Raw genomic sequence first — 15,178 nt, 5'->3', positions numbered from 1 at the left:
CACCTTAGCTCCGCATTGCCTCTCCACCCCTTAACTATAGTGGCGCCACACCAACTTTTCCTGAATGCAAATAGCCCGGCACAAGGCCGGGCTAAGTTACATATGCAGATTACGGAAATTATAGCTGAGTCCAAGGACCACTGGTGTTGCCAGGTTGATCACCCTGAGTCCACCATTTGGCACGGTAGTTCTGGCCGTTGAAAATGACTTCTTCGCCACCCGTATAGGCTGTCACTGAACTCCACTCATTAGCGCCAGCGGCTGTTACCGCTTCCCATACCGAACTGGTTCCTGGTTTTTCACCTTTCGTCCACCACTTGGCTTTGTACTGTACGCCTTCAAACCAAACCGTGTCACCTGCGGTATAAACCTGATTCGCATCCCAAGTTGTTTCACCACCGGTGCTGCCAGCCTTCACCGTTACAACAACTGTTGAGGTTGCTTCAGACTGACCGTCAGAAACGGTGACGATCAAATTAACGTTCGTATCCGCCGTAACTACTGGTGCAACGAGTGTAATGTCAGCCCCTGATGCCGTATTACTAACTGTTCCTGCCGAAGCGGTGAAAGTCAGCGTATCGCCATCCGCGTCCTGAGCAGAGACAGAAATCACCACAGACTCCCCGCTGTTAACAGTAGCCGTTGCTGGCGCATTCAGTACCGGAGCAGTATTGCCTGCCTGCCCTGAGCCCTTAACGTTAACAACCACAACAGACGTCGTGGCTTTGCGACCATCAGATACTTTTACGGTGATGCTGTCTTGCAGATCAACCGAAGTATTGGGGGCCTGGTAAGTCACCGTCGCAGTACCATTACCATGGTCAACAATCGTTGCATTGGTGGCGCTAAATGCTAACGCATCGCCATCGGCATCGGTCGCAGAGACCTCAAAACTGATCACCTGACCGGAAGTTGCCGCCTGAGTCCCTGGTGCAGTCAGCACTGGGGTCGCATTAGGGGTAGTACCCTGAGTGAATACGCGGTCAATGGCTTCTGCCAATGGTGAACTCAATTTGGTACATTGTTTCAGCTTGCTGCCGTAGTTGATGAAACTCCCTTCACACTGAATGTCACCGTGTACCTGCCAGACAATCACACCACCCAAGTTGTTATCAACAATGTACTGAGCCTTTTTCTCAATAGCCGGTACATCGTCGTAGCTCAGGAAATACTTTCCTTTCACTGCGTAAGGCACTTCAGCATTGGCATCCCACATGTGCTGCCAGCCGGGTGCTTTCATGATGTAGTTGTAGTTTGGCTGGCCTTCAAATACTTGCCAGTTATTCAAATCTACCGCCGACTCTGTCGGGCCATCAACACTGAAATTGACCGTACGTTTGTCAGTCGGCGCGCCCACGTATGCGGTTGCTTCTGTGGTTTGTACGCCACGTCCGTAAAACGCTGCGCCAAAGTTAATCTTGTTCGATGGAATCCCCTTGGCTGCCATCCAGTTTTTCAGGTGATCCAAGTTCAACCCCTGGAACTCTTCTTCCGGATATGGGTAAAGAGGGGCATTGTGACCTGCAACATTTGACCAACCACCGTTAAGGTCGTAAGTCATCATGTTGAAGTAATCCATTGACGCAACCAGACGAGGCCAGTTGTAACCTTCCAGTTTCGCCGTTGATGCTGAGAATGCGGCAGTCAGTAGCTTATTAGGGCCAATTCGCTCGCGGATGTCTTCCATCAACTGTTCAAAGTTTGCATAATCTTCCGGATTGCCCTGGAAGTTCATACCGCCGGTACCTGGGTATTCCCAGTCAATATCAATCCCGTCAAATCCCAGTGCCATCACCTTATCAATATCTTGAAGGAAACGGGCTTTTTTCACCGGATCAGCGGCCATTTCAGGGAAGTGTTTAGACATGCTCCAACCACCCAGAGAAGCCATGACCTTCACCCCTTTCTGATGCGCCAGGTCAATCAAGCCCGGTGCACCACCCGCTTTTTTCAGTGGAATTGGCATCTGCCCTTTCACACCGGAAGGGGTGTGCAGCCAGCCATTGCCATCTTTGACGAAGCCCTGCTCCTGCACCTTGCGCAGTTGCTCAGCTTCCCAGGCTTCATTTCCAGGGAATTGGTGTACATACTCCAGCTCACCCCAAAGAATGTGGAAGTCCCAGCTTGAGTACACATCAGGGTGTAGCAGAGGACCCGGCTCCTGCACCGAACCCGGCTGATAAATGTTCTTATTGCGTAAATCACCGCTGTGCAAAGAACCATCTTTTGCGACACCAAAGAAGGAGAAGTTCAGGATAGAATAAATATCCATATTAACGTTGAGATGGGTCGCCTCACCTTTGACAGAAAAGCCTGCATCTGCGCCTTTCCAGGCCTCCCACTGAGTAATATAACCAATGACGTTCTTGTCATGAGTTGGCGCAGCGAAAGCATTTGCGGTGGCGCCAGCCATCAGCATTGCAGCCATCGCCCCGGCGATTTTGCTCAGACGTAATCCCTTTTGCATGTTGTTCTCCACTAATGTTGAAGTCATGTTATTGGCAGAATTGGTTGGGCATTTTTTGCACAACCAAAAAAGACTCCATAAGTCTTAGCGAAGTTTTTTTGACACGCGAAATGTGAATTCACTTTTTTGCTGTCAACTCAAAGCATTCTGTGAAAAGTATGTAAATGTAACAAGATAGTTAGCCAGAGGCTCAAAGTTTCCGGTCACCTCAATGACTCTTGTCGCAGCCGTAAATTGCGACTTTTCTGTCCTTCGATTTAGCGTGGGTGTCCATTTAATCACCTAAAACTCAATAACTTCCTTCCCTCCCTCCCCTATAAAAAGCTACTATAGTTGCTAAAGATACCAATCCAGCGCCTTTGACATTTTTTGCGGCGCTGCTGAGCTTAACTTTCCGTAAAAAAGGGACTGCCGAATGATCAAATCAGCCACCAATCAGTCGCAAGGCATGCTGCTTTTTCATTTAACGCCATTGCAGACATTTGCGATTGGTACGTTAAAAGTGAAAGAGATTGTTCCCTATACCCCACTGACGGTCATTCCTCATTCTCACCCTACTGTTCTGGGGGCGGCCAGCCTGCGCGGTGAAACGCTTCCAGTGATTGATATGGCAAAAGCCGTTGGCTATCCTCCCTTACAGCCGGATGAATTGAAAAACTGTTACATCATTATCACCGACTGCCGCCGGATGCTGGTGGGTTTCCTGGTACGCGGAATTGATAAAATCACAGAATGTAACTGGCATAATATTGATGCTCCACCAAGCTCCCTGGGTAAACATGTGTTCGTCACCGGGGTCACCACGGTAGAAAACAAGCTGATTCAACTGCTGGACGTAGAGCTGTTACTGTCAAAAGTCTTTCCTGATGCTCCAGGCAGCTTGCATCCGGTACTGACTGATATTGAGCGAGAGATTCTTCGCCCGCTGAAAATTCTGCTAGTCGACGACTCTGCCGTTGCCCGGCGCCAACTGTCGCAAGCACTGGACAGTATTTCAATCCCTTATTTCATAGCTACAACCGGCAGTGATGCCCTCGAGATGCTCAAGCACGCAGCAGATGCTGGCGCGCCATTTGAGATTCTGGTCAGTGATATCGAAATGCCGGGGCTTGATGGCTATGAATTGGCCTTCGAGGTTCAAAACAACCCGCGCCTGAATCAGGCCTACATTATTCTGCACACTTCGTTGTCCAGTGAGATCAGTGTCTCTCAGGCGCACCAGGTGGGGGCGCATGAAGCCCTGACCAAGTTTGAAGCCAATGAGTTGATTCACGCCATGCTGAGGGGAGCAGAAAAAATCAAAGTTAATCAGCCGGCTGCACAGCGCGCCTAATATCCGTTTCTCTCACAGCACACATTTCCAAGGGAAGACGACGGCTACCCGCTAAGCTTCCCTTTTTATCGCTGCTCAGGCACTAGTTGCCGCACCTGAGAACACATGTCTTGGTTCCTCATTAGTAGCGCTTCGTTTTAAGCCATTCCTCTCTGGCTTTCGCTGTCAGTGATACACGGGGAATAGTAAGCTTCAACTTTTCCATCATTTTCGATTTTGATGCTCGGGCGGCTCTTCTCGTTACTGCGGGAGAAAAGTTTGCTTTTTGACGTCCATTTGACAATCAGAAACACCCGCATGGCAAAGTAGAACCGTATTCATTTTCTCTGTTACGAGCAAGATCCAAATAGCTATGATTAAGCAAACTTTGACCGCATTTTCCCTTCTGGCCCTCTCCACTGTTGCACACGCCACTCCGGAGCTTCTGGCACCGACGGAGTTGGAATATGGGCAATTTGAACTTGTCGAAACGGTAGAGATAACCGGCAATATTAATGACAGTCTGCTGATACTGGTTGACGACTCACTGAAACATAAAAGCAGTGATTTTTACGTGATTGAAGACATTACCGAAGACACCAGTGAAGAAACACTGACCGTCACAGTCAATCTGTACAACCTGCCAGATAATGAACTGGCTGACGATTTCCAGGTTTCCTGAGTAGATTAGACAGATTCACGCACCCGGGATGCGATGCCTTCTTACGGCAAGGGCATACCCTTATGCTAAGACCATAGTGGCAGAGCCTTACTGAACAAGGCAGATCGCACACTTAGTCGAACCCTGACATAAACGGCCACTGCTGGTGGCGATCTTAATCGGTCGTCACCACTTTGCCCGGTGTGTACTGAATCAGTTTTTGCCTTAATGTAGTCTGGCTGACAGGCTTTGAAACAAAATCATCCATACCAGCCGCCAGGCATTTATCCCGCTCCTCCTTCATAACATTTGCCGTCAAGGCAACTATCGGTATGTGTTCACCTTCTTTCTCGAGCAGCCGAATCGCCTTCGTCGCCTCAAAACCGTCTAACACCGGCATCTGGCAATCCATGAAGATCAGATCAAAATGAGCACGTTTGAAGGCTTCAATCGCCTCCTGGCCATTTTCGGCAATAGTGACTTCAGCGCCCAATTTCTCCAGCATCATTTTCGATACCTTCTGATTGATCATGGTATCTTCGACAACCATGACTGATGTTTTCACCAACACTGGCTGCTCGTTTGTTTTCTCAGCCCTGTCTATACCTGCACTGGAATGGACAGGACTTTCCTGAGGGTTGGTTTCAGTAAGAATGGGCATGCCAGGCTCATTAAGCAATGAACGGAAATACCCTTCCGGCGTTGTTTCCGATGGCTTAGGTGTAGCCGGAACCTGTGTAGCACTATCGTTATCGTTATCGTTATGTAGTGTTGCCGGGGAGAGGGACTGCGTTCGGAAAGCAGCCAGTTGCTGCACTGCCCATTTGAGATTACTTTCTTTGTACGGTCTGGCCAGGAAGCCCCCGACACCCACCTCCCGGGCTCGCTTATCATCGCCGACATCAGGTGCAGCGGAAATCATCATCATTTTCGGGCAATTCTCACCAAATGTCGTTTTAAGCTGATGAGCAAGCTGGAAACCATCCATTTCTGGCATTACCTTATCAATGATGACAATATCAAACGGCGCATTAGCAACGATAGCCTCATTAACCATACCTGCTGCACAAGCAGCGTCGTCACAACTGACGGCCGTCGCACCAAAGGCATTGAGCTGAGACGACGTTATTCGCATATTGAGCATGCTGTCATCCACCAGCAGAACGCGTAAGCCGTTCAGAACATCTCTGTCATCGGCTACCTGATGACTTACATTTTTAGCCAAATCCAGCACAAAATAAAAACGACTGCCTTTCCCTGCTGAGCTGACAATTTTCAGCTCTCCGCCCATCAGCCAGACCATCTCTCGGCATATTGCCAGCCCTAACCCCGTACCTCCATATTTGCGGGTGGTACTGCCGTCGGCCTGACGGAATTTTTCAAAAATAGCTTCGTGCATCTCCTCAGGAACCCCAATCCCGCTGTCAATTACTTCAAACTGAATCCGGTGACTGTCTTGCAGCTCCTCAAGATGCTGTATATGAAGATGAACGTAACCAGAAGCGGTAAACTTAACCGCATTACTGATCAGGTTGTTCAGGATCTGACGCAGTTTGGTGGCATCCCCCATTAGTAACGGGCTAACCTGCTTGTCTACCGTGCAACGCAGGGCCAGCCCTTTTTCAGCGGCCCGAACTTTGAACAGGGATTCCACTTCCTTGTTCAGCTCAAACAGGTTCAGCGGCATGGATTCCAGCTCTAGGCGACCGGCTTCAATCTTGGAAAAATCGAGGATATCGTTAATCAAATCGAGCAAGGATAACGAAGAGGTATGAAGCATATTGATGTATTCTTTCTGCTCTGCGGGCATATCCATGTCCCGCATCAGGCCGGATAAACCAATGATGCCATTCATTGGGGTTCGAATTTCATGGCTCATATTGGCCAAAAATTCGCTTTTCTTGAGATTGGCCTCTTCTGCATATTTACGGGCTTCTTCCAGTTGTTGGTAGTTCTCACGAATTTGATTCACCGATTTGTTGTACTGGCGGGCAAGGATAGAGATTTCATCTCTAAACCAGCGATGAGGTAATGTCAGCGGTGTGGGGACGTTTTTTTCGTCAAACTGCGTAACGGCATGGGACATATCCGTCAGAGGCTTCACCACTAACCGGTAGGTCACCAAAAGAATAAACACCGACAGCACAAAAATCTGTAACGTTTGCCCAATAAGCAGCAGCAGAAATTTATTCCATAAGTTTTGATACACCACACTCAAATCTGAGTGAATGATAATTTTGCCTAATTCATACGTCCGATTGATAGCTGTGTGAGTCATCCTCCACTCATGCTCAAGCATGGCTGATGTAAAAGGTTTGCCCAACTCAACAATGTCATCAAACCCGTCATTGATCCTCAAGTAGGAAATTGACGGTAACTTCATAATCCCTTCAGCCTGGGTTTTCAGTTGCTCTCGGTCTTCAACCCATAAGCTGGCTGTCAGACTTGAAAGATAGCTTTTTTCGATTTCATCAAAGCGCTTCTGAATTTCATTCAGTTCCTGCTGATAATCGACATAAAGGCTTAATCCGGTCGTCAGCACGGTAAATAACACACTAAGCAGTGTGATCCAGAGCAATAGCTGTTTTGACAGGCTGAGGCTCCGTTTTTTGTGTGATGGTTGAAGCGTTTTGTCCATCCTTAAACTCGCATCTTCAATATCCTTTACTACCATAATAGTAGACGGATTTACTCTATGATTGGTAAGGAAAATATAATGACAAAGCTGTTACCCCTCCTTACTTTGTTCGCTCTCCCTGCACTGGCCGAGCACGGTAAGGTCATCAATTACTATGTGATTGCGAAACAAGCAGCCCCATTTCAAATCGAAGATCACAATCAACACTCAGGTATAGTTACCGACATTGTCAAAGCTGTTTTTAGTAATAGCGATTATCAAATTGAGTATCATACTTACCCGTTCAATCGCATGATCTCGTTGCTCGAAGCCGGAGGCGAACCCAACTGGATCACGTACGGCAGCCCTGAATGGGGCAGCGTTCAGGCCGATAACCTGTCGGCAGAGCCAATTTACAATGTTCGCCATGTACTGGTCAGCAGTCATAAAAAGCCTTTTCAGTTCAATACGATTGAAGACATCAGAAATAAGGTCGTAGTACTACTTCATGGCTTTGACTACCCTCAACTGCTTCCTTACATCAATAACGGCACTGTCGAAGAACTCAGGGTTAAAGATTACGGGGCCGCTTTTCGCGTGATTCACAAACTGCCCGGCGATGCTACGTTTGTCGAAATGGAATCACGTGTTCGCTATAACATGAATATTCAGCATCTGGATGACGATCAATATGATATTCAGCCTTTTGGTGCCGTCATTCCCGATTATCCTATCTACCTGGCTTTTGACCCGCTGATGGATCCAAAACTCGAAACCTTTATTAATCAGCGCCTGAAAGAATTAAAAACGGCCGGAACCATTAACGATATTATCCAAAAGTATTATTAACCCCCCTTAGCCAGACGGGCAAAAAAGAAAAAGCATAACCACAACATTGATGGTTATGCTTTTTTTCTAATCAATAAACGAGGAATCGAACATATGTCCCAGCTTCTTCGCTTTGGTTTTTAAATAACCTTGATTATGCGGGTTATTTCCTTCTTGCAGTGGTACGCGCTCTGAAATATTAATACCCGCTTTTACCAATGCTTTAACTTTTCGTGGGTTGTTCGTCATCAGCTTCACGGATTTGATATTCAGGAAGCTCAGCATACCGCGGCAGAAAGAGTAATCACGCATATCAGCAGCAAACCCCAGCGCCTCATTCGCCTCCACGGTATCAGCGCCTTCATCCTGCAAATGATAGGCCCGAATTTTATTGATGAGGCCAATACCACGCCCTTCTTGTCGCAGATAGAACAGCACCCCATTCCCGGCTTCTACAATATTCTGCATCGCGCGGGCCAGTTGGAAGCCACAGTCGCAACGGGCGCTGAACAAAGCATCCCCGGTCAGACACTCAGAGTGAAGACGGATCAGAGGGGGTTCATTCTCTTTAAGCTGACCATACACCAACGCCAGATGTTCTTTTCCGGTAGCTTGTTCGATAAACCCGTACATCTGAAATGTGCCCCACTGGGTCGGCAGTTTGGCACTGTCAACAAAATGCACCAGATTGTAAGGTTCGCGCTCAGCAAAATGGTCCCTCACTTCCATCAGAATTTTACCCAGTTCGTTTTGCCCGCTCCCGTCGCCGCCATCTCCCCAATAAGGATCCTTATGGGAATGTTCGGTCAGCATCTTATCGCCGGTGCTGACCAACAAGTGCGCCAAGCGAGTGTTCTGACGAAATTTTTCAAAGACCACATACCGCATAACAGCATGACGAACGTCCACCCAGTCAGCTTTGACGTGGTCTTCATAGTAGCGGCTCAAGGCAAAAGCTTCATCTGGAGTAGCGGCATGAAGTATCTGCTGTTGTATTTCAGGATCACTGAATTTCTGCGCCTGATAATAATGTTCACTGGTAGGCCAAATGACGCCGCCTAATTCGATAGGGCTTGCCGCAAAATTGGACAAAAAGCCATTTGCATCGTTAGGCTCGTAAAATTGAATTTCCTCAACCATTCATCTCACTCCATTAGATAAACTATGAATACTCCGTTATCAGTTAATTCATTACTCCTGTCTTAAAACCGATACTGATAAGTATAGCTAAAAGGATAGCTTCGCAATTGAAGACTGCACTTTTTTGTCCTAATAAAAATGACAGTTAATTAACATTATTTAGTGAAATTTATAGTACTCAGCCTTAATCAAGGCTATTCCAACCCCCTAAAGACAAATAAAAAGCGGCGCCTTTAAAGACACCGCTTTTTATTTGAGGTTTTAAACTCAGTGAGATTAACGCGTTGGAACTAACCAGTTATTGCGTGACGTTATTTTGACGGTAATCATCAAGACATTCATCAGCTACGCACCCTGCACTTCAGTATCAATTTACTGATACACGATTCAACCATACGTCAACCCAACTCACCTCAGGCGCTATCAACCTGAGAATCAGCTTTCCTGACCCGGTGTTTTCTTACCGGTCATAAAGGCTTCCAGAACTTCTGGCGTCAGCTCACCAGCGTCTTCCAGGCGCTTGAGTTCTGCCACAATGGCTTTTTGCTCTTCCAACGTAGGAATAGGCAATTCAGGCTCTTTCTCCATCCCCTCAGGGATATTCAGATTCTCAAACATAAAATGGTATTACCTTTTATCTAAACCAGACAACTGGCCACAGTATACATCATAAGAATAGAGAAATGTTGATCAGACACCGTGACAGCTTGCAACGTAAGCTTCTGGTTCACACAGACAGCCTTAGCGAGAATTGCACGTAGAAAAAGCTACAGGCAATCGGCGGCAGACATGGCGCAGCTGTACAAGACATAGCTATACAAGACGTAGCGATACAAGACGTAGCGATACAAGATGCAGCTATAATAGACGAAATAAAAAGAAGGAATGATATGCAATAGGAGAAAAGCAAGCGTATAAGAATGTGTATCCTGAAAGAGGCGCTGGCTTCAGTCCGTTGTTTTGACACTACAACAGCCGCTCAACGCTTCCAGACAATTTACATTGCAACTCTAGAGCAGAGGCCTGAACAGCTGTCGTGGAAGGAAAATCAGTCACAAAAATGCCAAAACAAAAAAGGGTGCCCTGTCGGCACCCTTGGCATTCATACTTCAAGCAAAATCAATAACTGTCGTCATACTCCGGATATTCGTCGCGGTGACGTGTAGTTCGGCGTTTCTTCTTCCTTGATTGTTGATTGAAGTCCGAAAATTCGTCTTCAATATCAAATTTGTCTTTTGACTTAGACCGTTTAGAAAACTTTTGATCTAACTTAGCCATAGCTGTTTCCTGAAACTATTCCAGAGTAAGTAACATATACAGGTTAGTTGAACAACAGCAACCATTCCAGACATAAACAGAATGCCGTTGCCTATTGAAACTGAAGTGTATTTTTTGATTATGACAGAAATACTAAAGACCAAAAGAGCGGTACAGGATAGTAAGGCTGCTATCAAAAAGAAAATGCCATTTGTGATGTACATCAGGTTTTTCTTATACCCATCCCCCTAATACAGGGGATATTCGGAGCATAGGAGAAATCGGCATTTTCTGTACAACGAGATATTTTTCTCGTTACGATAAATAAAACTTCTCGTTCAGAAAAAGCATAGCCCACTGATTATTAGGTGGGCTATTTTTTTACAGACTTTCGATAATCTGGTTAAACGGCACGGTGAGCAGTGCCTCTAACATGTCCAGTTTTTCGCTGTCCTCTCGCCAAACTAAGTACAACGATTGCTCCATGATCGGAGCATCAATGACAGGATGCAAACGCCCCTCCTGAACACATTGCGCGACGACCGGAGAAGGTAAATAGCCGACACTGTCACTGCTCAGTAAAAACTCCATCGCCATACGGCTGGAGTGAGTGTGCATGATCGGTGTTTTCTGCATTTCAGTAATACGGCTTTGTTCCATCGAAAAACGCGTGCCCCAGTCCAGATACACTAATGGCTTCGACATCACCTGCTCCAGCGTGCAGTTCGGGTGGCTTGCCATCAACTGCAACTGAAAGTCGCGCACTCTTGTCACATGCAGATTTTCAATCTTCGGCGGTTCACTGGTAATCGCGACATCGATGGTTTTGTCCAGCAGCTGTTTGGCCAGACTCTGACGAGGAACAGACTCAAGGCGCAATGCCAAGCCTTCAACGTGACGATAGATACGGCTAACCCAATCAGAAATGCCATCAAACTCCCAGAATAAAGCAGAAGCACCAATCGTAATCTGTTGGTTCAGACTGTTACTCAGGGCAACATCCTGCTTCGCCCGTCCCCAGGTTTGCAGAATCGCTTCTGCATAAGGCTGAAGGCGTTCACCGGCAGCGGTCAGATGGACGTTGCCTCGTTGACGAGAAAAAAGCTCATTACCCAGCTGCGATTCCAGCTGGCGAATGCGGAAACTGACAGCAGACTGCGTGAGGAATAGATTGTCTGCCGCCCGTCCGAAGTGGCGGGTTTTTGTGACCTCAAGAAAGGTTCTGAGTAGTTCGGTATCCACTAGCGTTCTCTATAACGAAGAAGAAGATAAAACAGCGATAGTATCTCAGTTTAGAGACATAGATTAATCAATGTTTCTTATCGTAACAAGTAAAAATATTTGTTTTACAACAGCACAACTCTGAAAGAATATCATCGCAAATTTCGTCTGGAAGCATATCAAATGAGAAGTGTAGGTAAATTTTACGACGATAAAAATTTCCCACGAGGCTTCAACCGTTCTGGTGTTTTTACCGTCAGCGAAGCTCAGATCCTTGAAAACTATGGTCGTACCATGCGCGGCCTCATCGACGGCTCTATCGAGCCAGAATCCGATGAAGAAAAATTCTTCCTGGCCGAACTCAGCGGTAAGCAGGAAATTACCTCCAGCTTTGCAAAATGCTGGACGAAATACCTAAATAAAACCACAAACAAAGTTCGAAGCTATACTCTGTGCGTATCACAGCGAAAAGCAAGCAGTAGCTTCGACGAAGATGACGATGTGGATAACGATTCCGACCTGGACATCTAAGCCACACAGCTTAACCAGCTAATATTAAGTCAAACCGGTAAGCCATCCACTGTTGTGCGATGGCTTACGTTTTTTTATAACCTGTCTAATTGATGACAGCTAATAGGCAACAGCTATGAAAATTTGTTTTGTTATGTATCCGTGGAGCAAAGTTGAGCCAGAAAATGACTCAACCTTGCGCCTGATCCATGAAGCCGCATCGCGTGGTCACACGGTAGCCATTACAACTCCAAATAACCTGACCATGCGCCACAGCACTGCTATCGCATTCTGCCACGTTCTGAAACAGGGTGAAGTTTCCGCGAACATCCCCAGCTTCTACCGTAAGGCCGAGTTCCGTAAAGCACAGCTACCTCTGGCCGGGTTTGACGTAATTTTCATGCGTGCCAACCCGCCACTGGATACCATGGCACTGAACTTCCTGGATTCTGTTCGTGACCAGACCTTCATTGTTAATGACATTGATGGCCTACGTGTTGCAAACAACAAACTGTACACGACTTCACTGCCAGATCCGGGTAACGAATTTATTCCAGCGACTCACGTATCAAAGAACCGTGACTACCTGGAACGTGTCCTGGAAGAAAACCCTAACGAGCGCATGATCCTGAAACCGCTGAATGGTTACGGTGGTAAAGGTGTGATCCTGGTAGAGAAAAGCGCAAAATCAAGTGTGAAATCTCTGCTGGACTTCTACATCGGTGACGACAAGAACTATGTGATCCTGCAGGATTACATTGAGGGCGCGGAAGAAGGCGACGTGCGTATCATGATGCTGAACGGCGAACCCATTGGTGCAATGCGCCGTGTTCCTGCTCAGGGTGATGTCCGCTCGAACATCCATGCCGGTGGTAAAGAAGTGAAACATACACTAACGAAGCAAGAGCTGCGTCTGTGTAAGCACATTGGTCCAAAACTGGTTCGCGATGGTCTGTACTTTGTCGGCTTGGACGTAATCAAAGGTAAACTGGTTGAAGTTAACGTACTCAGCCCTGGTGGTATCACCCGTATTAACCGCCTGAACCGTACAAAACTTCAGGCTCAGGTTATTGATTTTGTTGAAACCGTAGTCACTGCTAAAGAAGTTAGCATTGCACGTAAAAACGAATTCCGACAGGTAATTGCCGATGCTACAACTTTCTGAAGCAGAAGTGCTGGACAGAATCCAGCAACAAATCCCGTTTGAGGCTCAACTGCCGGACGGGAGTCTGACGATTCGGATTAGTGAGTATCAGCCTTATATTGCAACTGCCATCCATCACGGTCACCGCCTGCGCGGTGACCTGATCCCTAAGTGCTTGCTCAATGAGGATGAACGCTACTACGAAGAAGATCCATTCACCGGGGACTTTATTTCATCTCTGCCAATCGTGCTGCAAGGTGAAGATTCCCGTTACGAATACGATCTAAACCGCGCGCCGGATAACTGTATTTACGAAGAAGCCTGGGGCAAGCCGGTATGGGCCGAGCCTCTGACAGATTCTGAGCGTTCAACCTCACTGGCGAAGCACAACTGTTATTACCGTATTCTGGCGTGTCTGGTTGATACACTGGAAACGCGTTTTGGCCTGTGCCTGCTTTATGATGTTCATTCCTATAACTACCAGCGAATTGAACGCGATACCCCGGTATTCAATTTGGGTACCAAGCAGGTCAATACGCGCCGCTGGCGTAAAGAAATTGATAGTTTCCTGAAAGGGCTGGACGCCATTGAGTTACCGAACATTAATGTTACGGCTAAAAACAATGACGTGTTCATGGGCATGGGTTATCAGGCAAGTTTCATTAAAGCGAACTTCCGTAATACCCTGATCCTGCCGCTGGAAATCAAAAAGGTTTACATGGATGAGAGCCGCGGGGAAAGTTACCCGCTGGTGATCGAAACCCTGAAAGCCGCCATGAAAACCGCGCTGAGTGAGCACGCCGCCGAAACGATTTTGCGTCGCACCAAAGTGAAAAAGCTGACCAGCAGCCACGTTCTGGCTTCTCGTCTGCCACGAGAAGTGCTGAAACTGGATCGCCAGCTGTACACAATTGCGCGTGGCGTCAATACGCTGAGCTATATCAACCCGCTGAACCTGAAGCAGGAAAAGCGCCGGTTCTTGCACCGTCCGCACGATTATGAGCCGACGTTCACTTACCGTCAGCTGGATCTGGACCCGTATAAGTTCCGCGAGCAACTATACCGCCTGCCGGTAGAAGATATTCGTGATGCGGATATTCAGCAGATGTACCGTAAGGTCATTGATCAGCTGGCAGTACGTATTGACCTGCTGACCAGCATCGGCCGCGATGAGTTCCTGTATAACTCGCTGCGTTACTACGGTCAGCCGGACGCTCAAGACATTGCCAATGCCAACTTTATTCTGCATGCGAGCGAATACAATACGCCGGAAGCAGAAACCATCAGTGCTGAAGAAGCCATTCAGGCTTTCAAAGTTGCCGCTGATGAGTATGGCATGAAGTGCAAGGTAACAGGCTCGAAGCAGCTAATTGCCCGTGCGATGGTCAGCGGCAGAGTTATCAAGGTTAACCTTGCCAGCAAGTTTAACCAGAAGGATCTGAATGCGCTGATTCACCATGAGCTTGGGGTCCACTTGGTTACCAGTGCTAACGCTGACTTGCAGCCGCTTAAAGTACTGAAACTGGGTCTGCCGGGTAACACCCATACTCAGGAAGGTCTTGCCATTTTGTGTGAGCATCTGTCCGGCAGTTTCCCGCTGCATCGTCTGAAAACTCTGGCGCTGCGTGTAATTGCGGTTGACATGATGGTGCGTGGTGAGAGCTTCAGCGAAACGTTCCACCTTCTGAAGCATAACTACAACCTGAGTGATAACCTGGCCTTTACGATTACGGCTCGCGCGTATCGTGGCGGTGGTTTCACCAAAGACTACCTCTACCTGAAAGGGCTAAAGGATGCGCTGCAAAGTTACGCCGAGGAAGATCTGACTTCACTGTTTGTCGGCAAAACCGGTTTTGAATTTAAGCCACTACTGGATGAGCTAATCACCCGGGAGATCTTAAACAAACCGACTCATCTGCCAAAAGCATTGGCGATGAAGGCCAATGACGACCCTATCATCGATTACATGCTGCACAGCATTAAGTAATTCGGACTGACAAAAAGACCGCCTCAGGGCGGTC

Annotated in this window: 12 protein-coding genes; 6 read left to right on the top strand and 6 right to left on the bottom strand. The window is 47.4% G+C overall.

All coding sequences use genetic code 11. The annotated features are described in order from the left end of the window. Positions 1–118 precede the first annotated feature (118 nt). Positions 119–2,467: a glycosyl hydrolase family 18 protein gene (locus FH974_RS17515; protein ID WP_207103982.1), complete on the bottom strand. Its 2,349-nt coding sequence runs from the start codon at positions 2,465–2,467 to the stop codon at positions 119–121. 415 nt (positions 2,468–2,882) lie between these two features. On the opposite strand from FH974_RS17515, the gene FH974_RS17510 reads away from it, so the two are divergent. Then, entirely contained in the window at positions 2,883–3,800 is a 918-nt protein-coding gene (locus tag FH974_RS17510; RefSeq protein ID WP_207103981.1) for a chemotaxis protein, read from the top strand. A gap of 352 nt (positions 3,801–4,152) precedes the next feature. Then, a complete protein-coding gene (locus FH974_RS17505) occupies positions 4,153–4,461 on the top strand; it encodes a hypothetical protein (RefSeq protein WP_047884740.1) in 309 nt (102 codons plus the stop codon). Positions 4,462–4,615: 154 nt separating this feature from the next. Here the strand turns inward: FH974_RS17505 and FH974_RS17500 are convergent, their stop codons facing one another. Next, the gene (locus tag FH974_RS17500) at positions 4,616–7,078 is read right to left on the bottom strand and encodes a response regulator (protein WP_207103980.1); all 2,463 of its coding nucleotides are present in this window, start codon (positions 7,076–7,078) and stop codon (positions 4,616–4,618) included. Positions 7,079–7,156: 78 nt separating this feature from the next. On the opposite strand from FH974_RS17500, the gene FH974_RS17495 reads away from it, so the two are divergent. Then, positions 7,157–7,906: a substrate-binding periplasmic protein gene (locus FH974_RS17495; protein WP_207104217.1), complete on the top strand. Its 750-nt coding sequence runs from the start codon at positions 7,157–7,159 to the stop codon at positions 7,904–7,906. 66 nt (positions 7,907–7,972) lie between these two features. Here FH974_RS17495 and ribA read toward each other — a convergent pair whose 3' ends face one another. The 4 genes from ribA to hdfR form a co-directional block, all read right to left on the bottom strand. Beyond that, a complete protein-coding gene (gene ribA / locus FH974_RS17490; protein ID WP_084712523.1) occupies positions 7,973–9,025 on the bottom strand; it encodes a GTP cyclohydrolase II in 1,053 nt (350 codons plus the stop codon). A gap of 435 nt (positions 9,026–9,460) precedes the next feature. Continuing rightward, the gene (locus tag FH974_RS17485; RefSeq protein ID WP_373689519.1) at positions 9,461–9,613 is read right to left on the bottom strand and encodes a restriction endonuclease subunit S domain-containing protein; all 153 of its coding nucleotides are present in this window, start codon (positions 9,611–9,613) and stop codon (positions 9,461–9,463) included. Between the two features lie 531 nt (positions 9,614–10,144). Then, positions 10,145–10,303 (bottom strand): hypothetical protein, encoded by a 159-nt coding sequence (locus FH974_RS17480; protein ID WP_169776019.1) that lies wholly within the window; start codon positions 10,301–10,303, stop codon positions 10,145–10,147. A gap of 360 nt (positions 10,304–10,663) precedes the next feature. Further along, positions 10,664–11,524, bottom strand: coding sequence for an HTH-type transcriptional regulator HdfR (gene hdfR / locus FH974_RS17475; RefSeq protein WP_047884744.1), 861 nt, complete (start codon positions 11,522–11,524; stop codon positions 10,664–10,666). Positions 11,525–11,686: 162 nt separating this feature from the next. On the opposite strand from hdfR, the gene FH974_RS17470 reads away from it, so the two are divergent. The 3 genes from FH974_RS17470 to FH974_RS17460 all read left to right on the top strand — a co-directional run bounded on the left by FH974_RS17470 (position 11,687) and on the right by FH974_RS17460 (position 15,144). Then, complete coding sequence (locus tag FH974_RS17470) at positions 11,687–12,034, top strand: MaoP family protein (RefSeq protein WP_047884881.1); 348 nt, start codon at positions 11,687–11,689, stop codon at positions 12,032–12,034. A 115-nt stretch (positions 12,035–12,149) separates the two neighbouring features. Beyond that, positions 12,150–13,178, top strand: coding sequence for a glutathione synthase (gene gshB, locus FH974_RS17465; protein ID WP_047884745.1), 1,029 nt, complete (start codon positions 12,150–12,152; stop codon positions 13,176–13,178). Then, positions 13,162–15,144, top strand: coding sequence for a flavohemoglobin expression-modulating QEGLA motif protein (locus FH974_RS17460; protein ID WP_047884746.1), 1,983 nt, complete (start codon positions 13,162–13,164; stop codon positions 15,142–15,144). Before gshB ends, FH974_RS17460 begins: the two co-directional genes overlap by 17 nt. Positions 15,145–15,178: the final 34 nt, after the last annotated feature.

The organism is Photobacterium ganghwense (assembly GCF_017329545.1).
Classification (GTDB): Bacteria; Pseudomonadota; Gammaproteobacteria; order Enterobacterales; family Vibrionaceae; genus Photobacterium; species Photobacterium ganghwense.
This window is presented reverse-complemented; position numbering and strand designations above follow the sequence as displayed.

Bases quoted from the DNA above. Each gene is read 5' to 3' on its own strand.
- FH974_RS17515 (WP_207103982.1), bottom strand. From the start codon at position 2,467: ATGCAAAAGGGATTACGTCTGAGCAAAATCGCCGGGGCGATGGCTGCA.
- FH974_RS17510 (WP_207103981.1), top strand. From the start codon at position 2,883: ATGATCAAATCAGCCACCAATCAGTCGCAAGGCATGCTGCTTTTTCAT.
- FH974_RS17505 (WP_047884740.1), top strand. From the start codon at position 4,153: ATGATTAAGCAAACTTTGACCGCATTTTCCCTTCTGGCCCTCTCCACT.
- FH974_RS17500 (WP_207103980.1), bottom strand. From the start codon at position 7,078: ATGGACAAAACGCTTCAACCATCACACAAAAAACGGAGCCTCAGCCTG.
- FH974_RS17495 (WP_207104217.1), top strand. From the start codon at position 7,157: ATGACAAAGCTGTTACCCCTCCTTACTTTGTTCGCTCTCCCTGCACTG.
- ribA (WP_084712523.1), bottom strand. From the start codon at position 9,025: ATGGTTGAGGAAATTCAATTTTACGAGCCTAACGATGCAAATGGCTTT.
- FH974_RS17485 (WP_373689519.1), bottom strand. From the start codon at position 9,613: ATGGAGAAAGAGCCTGAATTGCCTATTCCTACGTTGGAAGAGCAAAAA.
- FH974_RS17480 (WP_169776019.1), bottom strand. From the start codon at position 10,303: ATGGCTAAGTTAGATCAAAAGTTTTCTAAACGGTCTAAGTCAAAAGAC.
- FH974_RS17470 (WP_047884881.1), top strand. From the start codon at position 11,687: ATGAGAAGTGTAGGTAAATTTTACGACGATAAAAATTTCCCACGAGGC.
- gshB (WP_047884745.1), top strand. From the start codon at position 12,150: ATGAAAATTTGTTTTGTTATGTATCCGTGGAGCAAAGTTGAGCCAGAA.
- FH974_RS17460 (WP_047884746.1), top strand. From the start codon at position 13,162: ATGCTACAACTTTCTGAAGCAGAAGTGCTGGACAGAATCCAGCAACAA.